Raw genomic sequence first — 16684 nt, forward strand, 5'->3', positions numbered from 1 at the left:
CTTTCGTGCCTCTGATGATTCAAGGATGAACACATGGGCCGGAGTAGATACACCATCACCGAACCTGAAAAACCCCACTTTCTGACGTGCACGGTGGTGGAGTGGTTGCCGCTTTTTACCCGGCCTGCTTTGGTGGAGATTCTGTTGAACGCATGGCGCTACCAACAGGCGCATCAAGGATTACAGCTTTTTGGGTACGTCGTTATGGAAAACCATTTGCACTTTGTGGCCCAGGCGCCCGCCTTGGACAAGTGTGTGAGTAGTTTCAAATCCTTCACGGCGAGGCAAATAGTCGAGACCCTCGAAAAGTCAAAAGCTGAAAGCACGTTGCAGCGCCTGCGTTTCGTCAAGCGCATTCACAAGACCGACAGGGTTTATCAGGTCTGGCAGGAGGGCACTCATGCCGAGTTGATCTGGAATGAAAGCGTGATGCGACAGAAGCTGGATTACATTCACCATAACCCGGTAAAGAGGGGCTATGTGGATGTCGGCGAGCATTGGAGATACTCCAGCGCTCGTGACTATGAAGGACAGCGTGGCTTGATCGATATTCAGCGCTGGTACTGACCCTGCTGCGACGCAGAGCGTCGAGACCTGAGTTCCCACGCTGGAGCGTAGGGAACGATAATCCGACTATCGTGCGACGCTCCGCGTCGTCATGCTGTTCAGGACGCTCTGCGTCCTCGTTACGACGCAGAGCGTCGAGAACTGCGTTCCCACGCTGGAGCGTGCGGAACGATAATCCGACTATCGTGCAGACGCTCCGCGTCGTCATGCCGTTCAAGACGCTCCGCGTCCTCTTTGCGACGCAGAGCGTCGAGAACTGCGTTCCCACGCTGGAGCGTGAGGAACGATAATCCCGACTATCGTGCGACGCTCCGCGTCGTCATGCCGTTCAGGATGCTCTGCGTCCTCGTTCAACCAAATATCTTCTTGAAAAACACCTGCATATCCGACCATGAACTCTGGTCGGCGGCCTTGTCGTAGCCGATGTCCGGGCCACCGTGTTCGCCGTGGCTCAGGCGGTCGGCGTCGGGGTTGGTGAAGCCGTGTTTGGCGCCGTCGATGCTGACGAATTTGTAGTCAGCCTTGGCGTCGTCCATTTCCTTCTTGAACGCGGCGACGTTTTCCGGGGTGACCATGCTGTCCTTGGCACCATGCTCGACCAGCATCGGCACCTTGATGCCCGGTCTGGCCGGGGTGTTGGTGACCAGAGCACCGTGGAAGCTCACCACGCCCAACAGCGGCTCGCCACGACGAGCGGCGTCCAGCACGATCTTGCCGCCGAAGCAGTAGCCTACCGCTGCAATCTTTTTCGGGTCGGTCTGCGGCTGTTTCTTCAGTTGTTCAAGCCCGGCATCAAAGCGCTTGTCGGCTGCATCGCTGTCCTTGAGTGCGGCCTGCATGAAGGCCATCGCGTCTTTCGGGTGCTCGGTGTTCTTGCCTTCGCCGTACATGTCGATGGCCATGGCGCTGTAACCCAATGCCGCCAGATCACGGGCGCGGCGCTTGGCGTAATCGTTCAGCCCCCACCACTCGTGAACCACCAGCACACCGGGACGCGGGCCTTTTACGGCGTCGTCGTAGGCGTAATAACCCACCAGTCTGGTGCCGTCGGCACTCTTGTAATCGATCTGCTCGGTCTTGATCGCCGCCTGGGCGAGCCCGGTCAGGCTCATCATGATCATTGCCATCCACAAACGCATGTTCAGCTCCTTTTTGAGTGGGGTGCAGCACGGATGTCAAACGATAGCCGATTCTGCCGCCTGTGGCGCGCCCGACCGTTCAGCGCCGGTTCATGCAGTGTTCAGTCGGGGTTCAGCCCGGCACGATTACTGTTGAGCCGTACCTTGACAGCGTCCCCGAGCGCAAAAGGAGTCGATATGTTGAATATCAACAAGTTTTTCCTGGCCCTGGCTTTTCTGGGCGGCAGTGCGGCAGCGCAGGCTGGCGACAGCAAGCTTGACGTGGCGCGTATCGAGTTCGCGAAGACCAGCGACAGGCTCGACGATACGCACAGCTGGGGGAACGCGCTCGGCGAGCAGGGGCAATCCAATGTCTCGGTGGGGACGCTTTACGCTCCGCCGGTTTACGGCAGCCTGACGGGGACCCACAATGGGCTGCCGGTCAGCCGCGAAATTCTGCAGGGCAGCTATGATGTGACACAGCATGTGCCCGTCAGCGCCCACCTGTTGAGTACTGATGCGACGATGTCGTTTCATTCTTTGTCTTGAGGCTGTGATTGTGCCTGGGAGAGCTGCATGAAGTTGTTGGTAGTTGAGGATGAAGCGCTGTTGCGCCATCACCTGCGAACCCGCCTGACCGAAGCGGGGCATGTGGTGGAAGCGGTGGCCAATGCGGAAGAAGCGTTGTATCAGGTCGCGCAATTCAATCACGATCTGGCGGTGATCGACCTGGGCTTGCCGGGCATCGGCGGGCTGGACCTGATTCGTCAGTTGCGCACGCTCGGCAAGGCGTTTCCGATCCTGATCCTGACCGCACGCGGCAACTGGCAGGACAAGGTCGAAGGGCTGGCTGCCGGGGCTGACGACTACGTGGTCAAACCCTTTCAGTTCGAAGAGCTCGACGCACGGCTCAATGCCTTGTTGCGGCGCTCCAGTGGCTTTATTCAATCGACCATCACCGCTGGCCCGCTGTTGCTCGACCTCAATCGCAAACACGCCGCCCTGGCGGAGCAGCCATTAGCGCTGACGGCCTACGAATACCGCATTCTTGAATACCTGATGCTCCATCATCAGCAAGTGGTGCCCAAAGAGCGCTTGATGGAACAACTGTACCCCGATGACGACGAGCGCGATCCGAACGTGATTGAAGTGCTGGTCGGCCGGCTGCGTCGCAAGCTGGACAGCAGCGTGGCCTTCAAACCCATCGAAACCGTGCGTGGCATGGGCTATCTGTTCAATGAGCGCTGTACGTGATTCGTTCGCTTCGCCTGCGCTTGATGCTGGGCGCCGCCACCTTGGCGGTGATCTTCATGTTGCTGATGCTGCCTGCCTTGCAGGGGGCCTTCAGCCTGGCGTTACGCGGAGCGATCGAGCAACGGCTGGCGTCCGATGTCACCACCATGATTTCCGCCGCCCGTGTCGAGGACGGCCATCTGTTGATGCCGTCAGTGTTGCCGGGCGAACAGTTCAACCTGCCCGGCAGCCGCTTGCTGGGCTACATCTATAACCGCCAGGGGCAGATGGTCTGGCGTTCGCTGTCGACCGAAGGCGAAAACATCGACTACCACCCGCACTATGACGGGCAAGGCAGCGAATTCACCAAGATCAAGGAAATCAACGGCGACGAGTACTTCGTCTACGACGTTGAAATTCGTCTGCTGGGCGGCCGCAACGCTGCGTTCAGTATCGTTGCTGTGCAGCCGTTGCGTGGTTATCAGGAGACCATCGACGGTTTGCGGCGCAAGCTCTATCTGGGCTTCGGCGCAGCATTATTGGTGCTGCTCGGCCTGCTGTGGATGGGCCTGACCTGGGGGTTGCGTGCGTTGCGCGGCTTGAGTCAGGAACTGGATCAGGTGGAATCGGGCGTGCGTGACAGCCTGAGCGAAGAGCACCCAAGCGAACTGTTGCGCCTGACCGACTCGCTCAACCGGCTGTTGCGCAGCGAGCGTGAACAGCGAATTCGTTACCGCGACTCGCTGGACGACCTGGCCCACAGTCTGAAAACGCCGCTGGCGGTGTTGCAGGGTGTCAGCGAAAACATCGCCAAGCGTCCCGAGGACATGGAACAGGCCTGGGTGCTGCAATCGCAGATCGAGCGCATGAGCCAGCAGATCGGCTATCAACTGCAACGCGCCAGCCTGCGTAAAAGTGGCTTGGTGCGCCATCACGTGATGCTGCGCCCGGTGGTCGAAAGCCTGTGCAACACACTGGACAAGGTGTATCGCGACAAGCAGGTCAACGTCACGCTGGACTTGCCGGAACAGTGCCAGGTGCATATGGAGGAGGGCGCGCTGCTGGAAATGCTCGGCAACCTGCTGGAAAACGCCTACCGGCTGTGCCTGAGCGAGGTGCGTGTCAGCTTCAGTCAGTCCGCGACCGGCGATGAACTCTGTATCGAAGACGACGGCCCCGGCGTTCCACAAAGCCAGCGTGCGCGCATTCTGGAGCGTGGCGAGCGGCTGGATCGGCAGAACCCTGGTCAGGGGATCGGCCTGGCGGTGGTCAAGGACATCATTGAAAGCTACGGCGCACAACTGACGCTGGGCGATTCCCCGCTGGGTGGCGCAGCGTTCAGGATTCACTTTCTGGCGCAGTGACGAGAGGTGTTCTCCCAGACACCTGTCGTTCCTCGCGCTCCAGCGTGGGAGTGCCGTTCGTGACGCTCTGCGTCACACTTCTGCGCGTCAGCGAGCACTCCCTTCACCGCCTGAAGAAGGCGGATACCCGCCACTGTGTGCCTGTTTTTCCCATCATACGGCGGAAAACCGCCACCTCTTCCTTCGAATCCCGGCTACTGTTACCCCTGTACGCGTTGCTTGGCGCGGATTTGATATCAAATTGACTTCATGGCACGCGTATTGCTATTCAGAGGGTAGATGTCTGCCTCGTGCAGCTCGACAAAACAAATCCCTCCAGTGCAGGAGGGTTAGCGCTTTATAGGCTCGCGTGCATCAGGTAATGATGCCGACGGCGCCCTTGAGGAAAACTGCAATGACGACTCGTCAGCCCATCTACAAATCCCTCTATTTCCAGGTAATCGTAGCGATTGTCATCGGTATCCTGATCGGTCACTTCTATCCAGACACCGGCAAGGCTCTAAAGCCGCTGGGTGACGGGTTCATCAAACTGATCAAGATGGTTATCGCGCCGATCATCTTCTGCACCGTCGTCAGTGGTATCGCTGGCATGCAGAGCATGAAGTCGGTCGGCAAGACTGGCGGCTACGCGCTGCTGTATTTCGAGATCGTTTCGACCATTGCTCTGCTGATCGGTCTGATCGTGGTCAACGTGGTTCAGCCGGGTGCCGGCATGAACATCGACGTCAGCACACTCGACGCTTCGAAGATCGCTGCCTACGTGACTGCGGGTCAGGATCAGAGCATCGTCGGCTTTATCCTTAACGTGATTCCGAACACCATCGTCGGCGCGTTTGCCAACGGCGACATCCTGCAAGTGCTGATGTTCTCGGTGATCTTCGGTTTCGCCCTGCATCGTCTGGGTGCTTACGGCAAGCCGGTGCTGGACTTCATCGATCGCTTCGCCCACGTGATGTTCAACATCATTAACATGATCATGAAGCTGGCGCCTATCGGTGCGTTCGGTGCCATGGCCTTCACCATCGGCGCCTACGGCGTCAGCTCGCTGGTGCAGCTGGGTCAGTTGATGATCTGCTTCTACATCACCTGCGTGCTGTTCGTCGTGTTTGTACTGGGCGCAATCGCCCGCGCTCATGGCTTCAGCATCTTCAAGCTGGTGCGCTACATTCGTGAAGAGCTGTTGATCGTACTGGGTACTTCCTCGTCGGAATCGGCCCTGCCACGCATGCTGATCAAGATGGAGCGTCTGGGCGCCAAGAAGTCTGTTGTAGGTCTGGTTATCCCGACGGGCTACTCGTTCAACCTGGACGGTACGTCGATCTACCTGACCATGGCTGCCGTGTTCATCGCCCAGGCGACCAACACCCACATGGACATCACCCACCAGATCACCCTGTTGCTGGTGCTGCTGTTGTCGTCCAAAGGTGCTGCTGGCGTCACCGGTAGTGGCTTCATCGTACTGGCCGCGACCTTGTCGGCGGTGGGTCACCTGCCGGTTGCCGGTCTGGCGCTTATTCTGGGTATCGACCGCTTCATGTCCGAAGCACGCGCCCTGACCAACCTGGTCGGTAACGCTGTTGCAACGGTTGTGGTTGCCAAGTGGGTCGGCGAGCTGGACACCGACAAGCTGCAGTCCGAACTGGCTTCCGGTGGCAGTGCCATCCTGGAAACCCGTCCTGAAGACGACCTCGGCGTTGCCGAAGGCCCGACTCCAGCCGCTGCTGTGAACACCACCAAGACCGTCTGATAACCTTCAGGCCATGAATAAACCCATCTTCGGATGGGTTTTTTTACGCCTGCGGTTTGCCGAAGATTATTCCTTACGGACCTCGCCACTGAATACCAGCGGCTCGCGGCATCGCCGACACAGGTAGCGCCGACCTTTGCGGACCATGCCGTGGCGCTGCGCCGAGAACGGAAAGTCGCTGTCGGGGCAGGGGCAACGATAGATGTAACGGGTCACGCTGCGGCGCTGAACCGCGTAGGTATGGCAGCGATTGGGCGGCAGCTCGTAGACGCCGCGCATGATCAGTTGCCACTCTTCGCCATGCGGCTGAATGCTGCCACCGAATAGCTGATGGGCAATCAGGTGCGCGACTTCGTGTGGCACCGTCTGGCGCAGAAAGTCTTCGGCGTTTTCTTTATAGAGCTGCGGGTTGAAGCGCAGCAGGTTCTCGTGCAAATGCGCAACGCCGGCCTTCTGGCCGCGCAACTGGAAACTGACCACTGGCCGTTTGAAGCTGCGTTTGAAGAAGGCTTCGGCTTGTTGATAACAGGTTTCGACGCGGGAATTGAGTTGTTCGGGCATGCTTTTTGGGTCTCCAGTACGCCAAGTATGCCGCAAGGAGAGGCGGCGCTGAAAATGCCAGCCGCCCGGTGGTCGTTTTTGCATCAGTGGTGTTGCCAGTCTGGACGGCATGCGCGCAGCCTGTTTAACCCCGTAGCGGTTATGCGTAAAATAACCGCCTTTTCTCAACCCACCGGCGGACACCTCAAGCAAATGGGCAGCCTTTCAGTCAATCAGAACAAACTGCAGAAACGTCTGCGTCGACTGGCCGGCGAAGCGGTGGCCGACTTCAACATGATCGAAGACGGCGACAAGGTAATGGTCTGCCTGTCCGGCGGCAAAGACAGCTACACCCTGCTCGATGTATTGATGCACTTTCAGAAAGTCGCGCCGATCAGGTTCGACATCGTGGCGGTCAACATGGACCAGAAGCAGCCGGGCTTTCCCGAGCACGTGCTGCCTGCGTACCTGAAGGAACTGGGTGTCGAGTACCACATTGTCGAGAAGGACACTTATTCGGTGGTCAAGCAACTGATCCCGGAAGGCAAGACCACCTGCTCGCTGTGCTCGCGGCTGCGTCGCGGCACGCTGTATACCTTTGCCGATGAGATCGGGGCCACCAAGATGGCGCTGGGGCATCATCGTGACGACATTGTCGAGACGTTCTTTCTCAATATGTTCTTCAACGGCTCGCTCAAGGCCATGCCGCCCAAGCTGCGTGCCGATGACGGCCGCAACGTGGTGATTCGTCCGCTGGCGTACTGCCACGAGAAGGACATTCAGGCCTATTCGGACCTCAAGCAGTTTCCGATCATCCCGTGCAACCTCTGCGGTTCGCAGGAAAACCTGCAGCGTCAGGTGGTCAAGGACATGCTGCAGGACTGGGAACGCAAGACGCCGGGCCGTACCGAAAGCATCTTCCGCGCCTTGCAGAACGTGCAGCCGTCGCAACTGGCCGACCGCAACCTGTTCGACTTCACCCACCTGCGCATCGACGAAACCGCCGCTTCACGGTTCGTCAACGTGGTGAATGTCTGAGCCTGATCAGTGGTTGACCGTGAACGACAGCATGGCTGACAGCTGGCACATGGGTCTGCCGCTTTCGGCATGCCACTGGTTGAATACGTCCTGCACAAGGGCCTGATCACGTTTGCTGGTCGGCACTTTGTCGACGATGTCTTGTGCATTGAGGGCGGCAACCACATCCCAGGTCGGTATGAAGGTGTCCTTCCCGACCATGCGCAGGAAGCGCGGCGATGACAGCCCGCCCATCTGGTTGCCGTGCTTGGCGAGGTACTGCCACAGACCGGTAATGTTATCGACCGGCCATTCGGCGATGAATTTACCGAAACTGCCATGCTCCTGTTCGATGTCCAGAATCAGTTGCGCATTGCGCGGCACACTCTTGAGCTTGCCCAGGTGACGGATGATGCGCGCGTCCTGCATCAGCCGTTCCAGGTGATCGGCGCCCATCAGCACGACCTTCTCCGGGTCGAAGCGGAAAAACACTTCTTCGAACGCTGGCCATTTGGAGTCCACCAGGCTGTGTTTCAGGCCCGCTCGAAAAACCCGCAGGGCCATTGTGGACAGGTAACGGTCGGCGCTGATGGCTTGCAGTTGTTTCGGTGTTTTGGGGGAGGGCAGATGAGCTTCCAGAGCCTTGGCAGAGCCGAATCGATTCAGGCAATACTCGTTCAGCCATTTGTAGTCGTGCATCGGTTCTCCAGAGGATTCAACAGGCAGGTCAAGGGTTCAGACCGACCCTTGACCTGCAAGTTTGCGATTTTGCCAGAAACGTGTGGTGACTCTTTCCGACGAGTCGGTCAGCCGCGAGACGTATCCAGTTGCAGCGCAGTTTTCGCCAGACGCTGGCCCAGTGCGCGGCATAACTCGGTTTCATGGCGGTCCAGCGCGCGCTTGCCATCCGCACCGGCGTGGTGACTGGCGCCATACGGAGTGCCACCGCCGGTGGTTTCCAGCAGTGCCGATTCGCTGTAGGGCAGGCCCATGATCAGCATGCCGTGGTGCAGCAATGGCAGCAGCATCGACATCAGCGTGGTTTCCTGGCCACCATGCAGGCTGGCGGTGGAGGTGAACACGCCCGCCGGTTTGCCGACCAGTGCGCCGGTCAGCCACAGGTTGCTGGTGCCGTCGATAAAGTACTTCAGCGGCGCGGCCATGTTGCCGAAGCGGGTCGGGCTGCCCAGCGCCAGGCCTGAGCAGTTTTTCAGGTCGTCAAGGCTTGCGTACAGCGCGCCGTTTTCCGGAATCTGCGGCGCCGTCGCTTCGCAATCGGCAGAAATCGCGGGTACGGTGCGCAGGCGTGCTTCCATGCCGCCCAGTTCCACACCGCGCGCGATCTGCCGGGCCATTTCGCCGGTCGAACCGTTGCGGGTGTAATACAGGACCAGAATATAAGGTGTGCTCACGGCAGCAGCTCCAGAATGTTCTCGGGTGGACGGCCAATCACGGCCTTGTCGCCGACGACCAGAATCGGTCGTTCGATCAGTTTGGGATGGGCAGCCATGGCGGCAATCAGTTGCTCGTCGCTGAGGCTCGCGTCAGCCAGATTGAGTTGCTTGTAATCGTCTTCGCCGCTGCGCAGCAGTTGCCGTGCGCCAATGCCCAGCTTGCCGAGCAGGTCGCGCAAAGTGGCTGCGTCGGGCGGGGTTTCCAGATACAGAACGACGTCCGGGCTCAGGCCACGCGCCTGAAGCAGTTCCAGCGCGCCGCGGGACTTGGTGCAGCGCGGGTTGTGATACAGCGTCAGATCGGTCATTTGCAGGTCGCATCTTGTATGGGGTGGGGCGTATTCTACCCAGCGATGACACTGTTCGACATATCGGATGGTCAATAGTCGTAACGTGGGTATAAGAAAGCCTGGTCATCGGTAACGCAGGTTGAACGGGCGAGGAAGGATATAAATGGCAATGCGATTGACAGCAGCGGTGATACTTCTCGGCAGTTTGCTGCTCAGCGGCTGCGGTGTGGATCTGGGCACTGACCAGAACGGCCAGAAGGTCGCCAGCGAACGTATAAAGGGCCACTGGCTGGTGGTGAACTATTGGGCTGAGTGGTGTGGCCCCTGCCGTACCGAGGTTCCGGAATTCAATGCCTTGTCCGAGCAGCTCAAGGACAAGAAGGTCACGGTGCTGGGCGTCAATTTTGACAACCTGCAAGGTGACGAACTGAAAAATGCCGCCAACGCACTGGGTATCAAGTTCACAGTGCTGGCCCAGGACCCGGCCGAGCAATACAGCCTGCCGCCTTCCGAGGCGTTACCGGTGACCTACATCATCGACGACAAAGGCAAGATGCGCGAGCAACTGCTCGGCGAGCAATCGGCTGCGACTGTGATTCAGAAACTCAAGGCGCTGCGCGGCGAGGGGTGATCAGATCAGTTCTCGACGCTCTGCATAGCAACGAGGACGCGGAGCGTCCAGAACGGCATGCGACGCGGAGCGTCGCACGATAGTTGATATCATCGTTCCCTACGCTCCAGCGCGGGAATGCAGGTCGCACGATAGTTGAGATCATCGTTCCCTACGCTCCAGCGTGGGAATGCAGGTCGCGACGCTCTGCGTCGCAAGAGGACGCGGGGGTGTCTGGAACGGCATGCCGACGCGGAGCGTCGCACGATAGTTAGCCGCAGGCTGTTCAGCTATCTTCCAGCCAGAAGCGCAGCGGTTTGCCTTCGGCTGGCCACAGGCGCAGTTGCTCGATGGGTGAGATGTCCCAGCGTTGTACAGTGCTGATGGCTTTGATGAAGCGCTGTTCCTGCTCCATCAGTGCTGGCGCGCACATTTTGCGGGTCTTGCCCACTGCGCCGAAGCTGATGGTGTGGTCGTTCAGGGTGTAAGGCGCGAACCAGTGATTACAGCCCGCATTACCGTAAGCGCGGCCATCGGCACCGAGGGTCATGGTCAGGTGGCTGTTGTCGATCAGCGGGCGTTCGCCGATCCATTCCATCACGTAACTCTTGTCCTGCCGAATAGGCAGCGGGTCTGCGGCGCAACCGACCAGCAGCGCGCCACCGATCAGGCTCAGGAGCGCTAGCTGTCTCATGCCGCTTTCTCCTGGCACTTCTTGCAGAGGTGCTTTTCGCCTTCGGTTTTCCAGCCCAGCTCCGCGATACGCGCGTTAGCGGCAGGTTTTTGGGCCTTCACGCCCAGCTTGCTTTCAACCATGAACTCGAAATTCAGTTCGGCGTTGCAGCTGTCGCAATGCACTTGCCACTGGTGGATTGCCAATTCGTCAAACACCGGGCCTTTGGCAACGGCAATCCATTGGCCGGGCGGGTTGATCAGGTGCCGGACCTTTTCGACTGTCAGGCGCATGTGCAGGCTTTTGCTGCCCTTGATGGTCACCAGCAACTGGTCGTGGTCGTGGATCGAGCCGCCGTTGCCGGTGACCTGATAACGACCGGGCGCCAGGGTGCGGCATTCAGTCAGCGTGTGTTGCGGGTTGAGCATGCTGTAGCGGAAATCGTGTTCGACCATGGGTCCTCCAAAATTGCGCGCATCCTACCATGCTCCGCGCGATAAACAGTTCCTCCTGACTCTCGTGCCAATGCCCTGAGGCGGCACGCTTTTACTTACGCTCCGCGTCTTCTTTGCGACGCAGAGCGTCGTGAAAAGCATTCCCACGCTGGAGCGTGAGGAACGATAGGTGCCCAGGCAGGTCAAGCGGACACCCGAGCCTCTGCTTCAAGACGGACTATCGCCTTGTCCAGATCGTCCAGCGCATCTTCCCTGTGCGGGGCGTCCTGTTTCAGGAGTGTTTCGGCGCGCTGGCAGGCCGTGCGCAGTTGTGGCACGCCGCAGTAACGCGTCGCGCCGTGCAGGCGATGAACGCGTTCGATCAGGGCCTGCACGTCGTTATTGGCGCGCGCCGTGCTGATGGCTTCGCGGTCGGCTTCCAGCGACGCCAGGAGCATGGCCAGCATGTCGGCCGCCAGGTCAGGCTTGCCCGCGGCCAGACGCAGGCCTTCCTCGTGATCGAGCACCAGCGGCCCGACGTGAACCAGCGTCGCCTCATGCTGACGCTCCGGTGCAGGCGCGCGCAACGCCAGCCCTGTCCATTTGAGCACGACTTGCCCCAGTTGCCTTTCGCTGATCGGCTTGGTCAGATAATCGTCCATGCCGCTTTGCAGCAGCGAGCGTTTTTCATTGGCCATGGCGTGCGCCGTCAGCGCAACGATAGGCAGCGAAGTCTGATTACGCTCGGCTTCCCAGGCGCGAATCGCTTCGGTGGCCTGACGTCCGTCCATGCCGGGCATCTGCACATCCATCAACACCAGATCGAATGCCTCATGGCGCACCGCATTGACCGCGGCATAACCCCCTTCGACCGCCATGACCTCAGCACCCATGTCTTCCAGCAGCGTCTGCACCAACAGCAGGTTCGCCGGATTGTCGTCCACGCACAGCACGCGCGGCGCCCGGCTGGACAGCGGCAGGCTGATGTCGGCCCGAACCGCCCTTGGGGCGATCAGTTCCGACAAAGCCTTTTGCAACTTGCGGGTGCAGGCGGGCTTGGCCTGCAACTGGGTGTAAACATCGTGGACCGCCAATTGAAACAACGCATGTTCAGTGGTCGGGCACAGCACCATCACCTTGCAGTTGAGGTTTTCCAGGTCCCAGATATGCTGACGCAGCCGCTCTGGCGAGATTTCCAGCGCGGTCACGCCCAGCACCGCCAGATCAATCGCCGACGGCGTTTCATGAACCGCCGTGACGCCGTTGAGCAGGTTTTCCAGATTATTGAACACCACGGTGTGCAGGCCGCAGTCTTCCAGTTGGTGCTCCAGCGCCTGACGCGCCAGGTCGTGATGCTCAAGTACCGCAGCGCGCAGCCCTTGCAGGGGAATATTGAGCGATTCTTCCTTGTCTTCGCGGGCCTTGGGCAGTTTCAGGCTGATCCAGAATTCCGAGCCCACGCCCGGTGTGCTGTCGACCCCGATTTCGCCGCCCATCTGCTCGATCAGACGCTTGGAAATCACCAGCCCCAACCCCGTGCCGCCCGGCTGGCGCGACAGCGAATTGTCGGCCTGGCTGAAGGCCTGGAACAGCGCTCGCACATCCTGGCTGGACAGGCCAATTCCGGTGTCCTGCACGCTGATGCGCAGTTGTGCGTGCTCTTCGGTTTCGTCTTCAAGCATGGCCCGCGCGACGATGGTGCCTTCACGGGTGAACTTGATCGCGTTGCTGACCAGATTGGTCAGGATCTGCCGCAGGCGCAGCGGGTCGCCGGACAGTGCCAGTGGCGTGTCGCGGTACACCAGGCTGACCAGTTCCAACTGCTTGGCGTGGGCCGCCGGGGCCAGGATGGTCAGCGTGTCCTGCAACAAATCGCGCAGGTTGAACGGAATATTGTCGAGCACCAGCTTGCCGGCCTCGATCTTCGAAAAGTCGAGAATTTCGTTAATGATGCTCAGCAGGTTGTCGGCGGACTTCTCGATGGTTCCCAGATAATCGAACTGGCGCGGCGTCAGTTCGCTTTTCTGCAGCAGATGAGTGAAACCCAGAATGCCGTTGAGCGGGGTGCGAATTTCATGGCTCATGTTGGCGAGGAATTCGGACTTGATGCGGCTGGCTTCCAGCGCTTCCTTGCGCGCCAGGTCCAGCTCGATGTTCTGGATTTCGATGGTCTCCAGATTCTGCCTGACATCCTCGGTGGCCTGATCGATGCTCAGCTGCAGTTCTTCCTGCGCGTTCTGCAAGGTCGCGGCCATGCGGTTGATGCCCGAGGCCAGTTCGTCCAGCTCGCGGCTGCCCAAGGGGGGCAGACGGGTTTCGAGGTTGCCGTCCTTGAGTTGCGACACTGCCTGCTTGATCAGGCTCATCGGCCCGTTGATGGTGCGGCTCAGGCGCACGGCAACAATCGCGGTAAAGGCCAGGCCGGTAAAAATCAGCAGCAGGCTGGCAAACAGGCTTCGATAGCCGCGCAGCAAGGTGCCGTTATGGGAAATCTCCAGTTCCACCCAGCCCAGCAGGGTGTCGGCTTCGGCGGGGATGATCGGACTGGTCAGGTGGCGCTGATGGCCAAACACCGGCAGCAGGTAGCGGGTGGCGTCGACGCCGGTCGAACTGAGCAGTTGCGAGCTGTTGCCGAGGGGCACCGGGCTGATCATGGTGGGCCCGGCGTGGGCCAATGGCGTGCGGTCGACATCCAGAAACGACACGGCGCGCACGTCGGTCTGTTCCAGTGTCTGCGAGGCGATCCGGCTCAACAGCACGCTGTCCTTGCGCCCCAGGGCATTGGCCGACAGCGGTGCCAGGTCCTGCGCGATCATCTCGCCGCGCTGCAGCAGCTGGCTTTGCAGTTCGCTCAACTGCATCCAGGTGAAATAGCCACCCAGCATCGCGGCCATCAGGCTGGCAGGCAGAATCGTCAGTAGCAGCACACGGCCTTTTATACCCAGCTTGGTCAGCACGCTTTCTCTCCAGCAACAGGTATCAATCCGTCGATAACAGGCATCGGCTGCCTGGCTGTATCGGCACGAGGAGATGAGTTTAGCTATTTAGCGCCGTGATGGGCATATAACTCTTTTATCGGCTTAGGCGACGCGATTAGAGCGTCAATAGACGCTATAAAGGAAACGGCTGCAAAACAGTTCGTTATGCCTTTTGGCAATAAGCACCGCACTTTGCGTGATATGGGCTTTGGGCGTTTGCCGTTATGATAGGCGCCCCCGCAGACTGGACCGCGAATACGCCATGACCCTGCAGTATCAAACCATCGCCGATTGCGTCGGCAACACCCCGCTTGTGCGTCTGCAACGCATGGCGGGCAATACCAGCAATACCCTCCTGTTGAAACTGGAAGGTAACAACCCGGCGGGTTCGGTAAAAGACCGCCCGGCGCTGTCGATGATCGTGCGCGCCGAGCTGCGCGGCCAGATTCAGCCGGGTGACACGCTGATCGAGGCCACCTCGGGCAACACCGGCATCGCGTTGGCCATGGCTGCTGCGATCAAGGGTTACCGCATGATTCTGATCATGCCGGACAACTCCAGTGCCGAGCGCAAGGCGGCGATGACGGCGTACGGCGCCGAGCTGATTCTGGTCAGCAAGGAAGACAGTATGGAAGGCGCTCGTGATCTGGCCGAGCGCATGCAGGCCCAAGGACGCGGAAAAGTGCTCGACCAGTTCGCCAATGGCGACAATCCCGAGGCGCATTACACGTCCACCGGTCCGGAAATCTGGCAGCAGACGGCTGGCACCATCACTCATTTTGTCAGTTCAATGGGCACCACCGGCACCATCATGGGCACTTCGCGCTACCTTAAGGAGCAGAACCCCGACGTGCAGATCGTCGGTCTGCAACCGATGGAAGGCGCGTCGATTCCTGGCATCCGCCGCTGGCCGACCGAATACCTGCCGAAGATCTATCAGTCTGATCGCGTCGACCGGCTGATGGACATGGGCCAGACCGAAGCCGAAGAGACCATGCGCCGCCTGGCCCGCGAAGAAGGTATCTTCTGCGGTGTGTCTTCCGGTGGTTCGGTGGCCGGTGCGCTGCGTATTTCCCAGGAAGTCGAAAACGCCGTGATTGTGGCGATCATCTGTGACCGAGGCGACCGCTACCTGTCGACCGGCGTCTACGATATGCCCAACTGATGGCCAAGCATGAAAGAGGTCTGCGCTTCCAGCCAACCGGCGGCGTCAAGAGCGTGCAGATCCCTGTCGGTAAAAAGCAGCGGCTGAGCATCGAGCGGCTGTCCGATGACGGGCGCGGTATTGCCTTTCTGGACGGCAAGACCTGGTTTGTCGCTGGCAGTCTGGCCGGTGAGGAGGTCGAGGCGCGGGTGCTCAACGCGCGCGGCAAGGTGGTCGAGGCGCGTACTGAGCGTGTGTTCACCGCCAGTGCCATGCGCCGCGCCCCGGCCTGCGATTATTTCGGCCGTTGTGGCGGGTGCAGCGTTCAGCATGTGCCCCATGAAGAACAGCTTGCCCTGAAACAGCGCATGCTCGCCGAGCAATTGTTGCGGGTGGCGAACGTCACCCCGGATGAGTGGGCAGCGCCTTTGAGCGGGTCTGAACTGGCCTATCGCCGACGTGCGCGGGTCGCGGTTCGCTGGGACGCCAAGGCCAAAAGGCTGGATGTCGGATTCCGCGCCGCTGCCAGTCAGGATATCGTGAGCATCGAAGCGTGTCCGGTGCTGGTACAGGCCTTGCAACCGATCATGAGTCAGTTACCTGCGATGCTGAAGAGTTTCAGCAAGCCGCAGGTGCTGGGGCATGTCGAATTGTTCAGTGGATCGTCGACGGCGGTGTTGCTGCGCCACACCGCGCCATTGGCCGATGCGGACCTGGCAACCCTGCAGGCGTTCTGTTCGACGCACGGCGCACAGCTCTGGCTGCACGGCGAAGGCGACCCCCAACCGGTCAACACTGGCGACACCCTGGGTTACCGGCTGGAACCGTGGAACCTGCAACTGGCCTGGCGTCCGGGAGATTTCATTCAGGTCAACGCGGCGGTCAATACCGCGATGATCGAGCAGGCGTTGCAATGGCTGGCACCTGCCGCTGATGAGCGTGTGATGGACCTGTTTTGCGGGCTGGGCAACTTCGCCTTGCCGCTGGCACGTCTGGCGAAAGAAGTGGTGGCGGTCGAAGGCGTTGCGACCATGGTCGAACGTGCAGCCGTCAACGCAATGAGTAATGATCTGCACAATGTGCAGTTTTTTCAGGCGGATCTTGCCCAGCCGCTGACCCAGGCCGACTGGGCGGCGGAGGGGTTTTCTGCGGTACTCTTGGACCCGCCGCGTGACGGGGCCTTCGAAGTGGTGCGCCAGATCAGAAAAACAGGCGCCCGGCGCTTGCTTTATGTTTCATGCAACCCGGCAACTTTGGCTCGTGACACGGTCGAACTGGTTAATCAGGGCTACCGATTAAAACGTGCCGGAATCCTCGATATGTTCCCGCAGACGGCGCATGTCGAGGCGATGGCTTTATTTGAAATGAGTAAGTGAGCCGCCTTCATTGGATAGAGTCTGGCTGCTGACAGGGAATCTCATTTAATCCGACTGGCCCGCGAATGCTGGTCCTTGCTTGCCCGGCAAGTGGCATTCGCTCAGAAGGCTGGCGACTGATGGCGCTATTCATCGCGCC

17 protein-coding genes are annotated in these 16684 nt (G+C 59.8%); 9 read left to right on the forward strand and 8 right to left on the reverse strand.

All coding sequences use genetic code 11. The features are described 5' to 3' along the window. The first annotated feature begins 33 nt into the window (after nucleotides 1–33). Nucleotides 34–567: an REP-associated tyrosine transposase gene (locus I9H07_RS06265; protein WP_236423396.1), complete on the forward strand. Its 534-nt coding sequence runs from the start codon at nucleotides 34–36 to the stop codon at nucleotides 565–567. Between the two features lie 350 nt (nucleotides 568–917). Here the strand turns inward: I9H07_RS06265 and I9H07_RS06270 are convergent, their stop codons facing one another. Beyond that, the gene (locus I9H07_RS06270) at nucleotides 918–1706 is read right to left on the reverse strand and encodes a dienelactone hydrolase family protein (RefSeq protein WP_236423394.1); all 789 of its coding nucleotides are present in this window, start codon (nucleotides 1704–1706) and stop codon (nucleotides 918–920) included. 177 nt (nucleotides 1707–1883) lie between these two features. Here I9H07_RS06270 and I9H07_RS06275 point away from each other — a divergent pair, with 177 nt between their 5' ends. From I9H07_RS06275 to I9H07_RS06290, 4 genes are all read left to right on the forward strand, one after another. After that, nucleotides 1884–2234 (forward strand): hypothetical protein, encoded by a 351-nt coding sequence (locus I9H07_RS06275; protein WP_024673649.1) that lies wholly within the window; start codon nucleotides 1884–1886, stop codon nucleotides 2232–2234. A gap of 27 nt (nucleotides 2235–2261) precedes the next feature. Continuing rightward, nucleotides 2262–2939, forward strand: a complete 678-nt coding sequence (locus I9H07_RS06280; RefSeq protein WP_236423393.1) for a response regulator — start codon at nucleotides 2262–2264, stop codon at nucleotides 2937–2939. After that, nucleotides 2936–4282 (forward strand): ATP-binding protein, encoded by a 1347-nt coding sequence (locus I9H07_RS06285; RefSeq protein ID WP_024673650.1) that lies wholly within the window; start codon nucleotides 2936–2938, stop codon nucleotides 4280–4282. Before I9H07_RS06280 ends, I9H07_RS06285 begins: the two co-directional genes overlap by 4 nt. A 394-nt stretch (nucleotides 4283–4676) precedes the next feature. Continuing rightward, complete coding sequence (locus I9H07_RS06290; RefSeq protein ID WP_024673387.1) at nucleotides 4677–6029, forward strand: dicarboxylate/amino acid:cation symporter; 1353 nt, start codon at nucleotides 4677–4679, stop codon at nucleotides 6027–6029. A 66-nt stretch (nucleotides 6030–6095) separates the two neighbouring features. Here I9H07_RS06290 and I9H07_RS06295 read toward each other — a convergent pair whose 3' ends face one another. Further along, entirely contained in the window at nucleotides 6096–6590 is a 495-nt protein-coding gene (locus tag I9H07_RS06295; protein WP_058392895.1) for a SprT family zinc-dependent metalloprotease, read from the reverse strand. Nucleotides 6591–6782: 192 nt separating this feature from the next. Between I9H07_RS06295 and ttcA the strand changes: the two genes are divergently transcribed. Then, entirely contained in the window at nucleotides 6783–7607 is an 825-nt protein-coding gene (gene ttcA / locus I9H07_RS06300) for a tRNA 2-thiocytidine(32) synthetase TtcA (RefSeq protein WP_024673385.1), read from the forward strand. A 6-nt stretch (nucleotides 7608–7613) separates the two neighbouring features. Here ttcA and I9H07_RS06305 read toward each other — a convergent pair whose 3' ends face one another. The 3 genes from I9H07_RS06305 to arsC form a co-directional block, all read right to left on the reverse strand. Next, nucleotides 7614–8285, reverse strand: a complete 672-nt coding sequence (locus I9H07_RS06305) for a DNA-3-methyladenine glycosylase I (RefSeq protein WP_024673384.1) — start codon at nucleotides 8283–8285, stop codon at nucleotides 7614–7616. 107 nt (nucleotides 8286–8392) lie between these two features. Beyond that, the gene (gene wrbA, locus I9H07_RS06310) at nucleotides 8393–8998 is read right to left on the reverse strand and encodes an NAD(P)H:quinone oxidoreductase (protein ID WP_058823986.1); all 606 of its coding nucleotides are present in this window, start codon (nucleotides 8996–8998) and stop codon (nucleotides 8393–8395) included. Continuing rightward, nucleotides 8995–9348: an arsenate reductase (glutaredoxin) gene (gene arsC, locus I9H07_RS06315; RefSeq protein WP_058823985.1), complete on the reverse strand. Its 354-nt coding sequence runs from the start codon at nucleotides 9346–9348 to the stop codon at nucleotides 8995–8997. The genes wrbA and arsC overlap by 4 nt, the downstream gene beginning before the upstream one ends. Nucleotides 9349–9493: 145 nt before the next feature. Between arsC and I9H07_RS06320 the strand changes: the two genes are divergently transcribed. Beyond that, complete coding sequence (locus tag I9H07_RS06320; protein WP_024647159.1) at nucleotides 9494–9961, forward strand: TlpA disulfide reductase family protein; 468 nt, start codon at nucleotides 9494–9496, stop codon at nucleotides 9959–9961. A gap of 265 nt (nucleotides 9962–10226) precedes the next feature. Here the strand turns inward: I9H07_RS06320 and I9H07_RS06325 are convergent, their stop codons facing one another. The 3 genes from I9H07_RS06325 to I9H07_RS06335 all read right to left on the reverse strand — a co-directional run bounded on the left by I9H07_RS06325 (nucleotide 10227) and on the right by I9H07_RS06335 (nucleotide 14004). Beyond that, a complete protein-coding gene (locus tag I9H07_RS06325; protein ID WP_058391612.1) occupies nucleotides 10227–10634 on the reverse strand; it encodes an META domain-containing protein in 408 nt (135 codons plus the stop codon). Further along, nucleotides 10631–11068, reverse strand: coding sequence for a hypothetical protein (locus I9H07_RS06330; protein ID WP_024646810.1), 438 nt, complete (start codon nucleotides 11066–11068; stop codon nucleotides 10631–10633). Before I9H07_RS06330 ends, I9H07_RS06325 begins: the two co-directional genes overlap by 4 nt. Before the next feature lie 182 nt (nucleotides 11069–11250). After that, the gene (locus I9H07_RS06335) at nucleotides 11251–14004 is read right to left on the reverse strand and encodes a response regulator (RefSeq protein ID WP_024672455.1); all 2754 of its coding nucleotides are present in this window, start codon (nucleotides 14002–14004) and stop codon (nucleotides 11251–11253) included. Nucleotides 14005–14287: 283 nt separating this feature from the next. Here I9H07_RS06335 and cysM point away from each other — a divergent pair, with 283 nt between their 5' ends. Then, nucleotides 14288–15190 carry a cysteine synthase CysM gene (gene cysM / locus I9H07_RS06340; protein WP_024672454.1) on the forward strand — a complete coding sequence of 301 codons (903 nt, stop codon included), beginning with the start codon at nucleotides 14288–14290 and terminating at the stop codon, nucleotides 15188–15190. Further along, a complete protein-coding gene (rlmD, locus tag I9H07_RS06345; RefSeq protein WP_236423391.1) occupies nucleotides 15190–16545 on the forward strand; it encodes a 23S rRNA (uracil(1939)-C(5))-methyltransferase RlmD in 1356 nt (451 codons plus the stop codon). Before cysM ends, rlmD begins: the two co-directional genes overlap by 1 nt. The last annotated feature ends 139 nt before the right edge of the window (nucleotides 16546–16684 follow it).

It is taken from the genome of Pseudomonas syringae (genome assembly GCF_023278085.1).
In the GTDB taxonomy this organism is placed as follows: Bacteria; Pseudomonadota; Gammaproteobacteria; order Pseudomonadales; family Pseudomonadaceae; genus Aquipseudomonas; species Aquipseudomonas syringae_Q.

Bases quoted from the DNA above. Each gene is read 5' to 3' on its own strand.
- I9H07_RS06265 (WP_236423396.1), top strand. From the start codon at position 34: ATGGGCCGGAGTAGATACACCATCACCGAACCTGAAAAACCCCACTTT.
- I9H07_RS06270 (WP_236423394.1), bottom strand. From the start codon at position 1,706: ATGCGTTTGTGGATGGCAATGATCATGATGAGCCTGACCGGGCTCGCC.
- I9H07_RS06275 (WP_024673649.1), top strand. From the start codon at position 1,884: ATGTTGAATATCAACAAGTTTTTCCTGGCCCTGGCTTTTCTGGGCGGC.
- I9H07_RS06280 (WP_236423393.1), top strand. From the start codon at position 2,262: ATGAAGTTGTTGGTAGTTGAGGATGAAGCGCTGTTGCGCCATCACCTG.
- I9H07_RS06290 (WP_024673387.1), top strand. From the start codon at position 4,677: ATGACGACTCGTCAGCCCATCTACAAATCCCTCTATTTCCAGGTAATC.
- I9H07_RS06295 (WP_058392895.1), bottom strand. From the start codon at position 6,590: ATGCCCGAACAACTCAATTCCCGCGTCGAAACCTGTTATCAACAAGCC.
- ttcA (WP_024673385.1), top strand. From the start codon at position 6,783: ATGGGCAGCCTTTCAGTCAATCAGAACAAACTGCAGAAACGTCTGCGT.
- I9H07_RS06305 (WP_024673384.1), bottom strand. From the start codon at position 8,285: ATGCACGACTACAAATGGCTGAACGAGTATTGCCTGAATCGATTCGGC.
- arsC (WP_058823985.1), bottom strand. From the start codon at position 9,348: ATGACCGATCTGACGCTGTATCACAACCCGCGCTGCACCAAGTCCCGC.
- I9H07_RS06320 (WP_024647159.1), top strand. From the start codon at position 9,494: ATGGCAATGCGATTGACAGCAGCGGTGATACTTCTCGGCAGTTTGCTG.
- I9H07_RS06325 (WP_058391612.1), bottom strand. From the start codon at position 10,634: ATGAGACAGCTAGCGCTCCTGAGCCTGATCGGTGGCGCGCTGCTGGTC.
- I9H07_RS06330 (WP_024646810.1), bottom strand. From the start codon at position 11,068: ATGGTCGAACACGATTTCCGCTACAGCATGCTCAACCCGCAACACACG.
- cysM (WP_024672454.1), top strand. From the start codon at position 14,288: ATGACCCTGCAGTATCAAACCATCGCCGATTGCGTCGGCAACACCCCG.
- rlmD (WP_236423391.1), top strand. From the start codon at position 15,190: ATGGCCAAGCATGAAAGAGGTCTGCGCTTCCAGCCAACCGGCGGCGTC.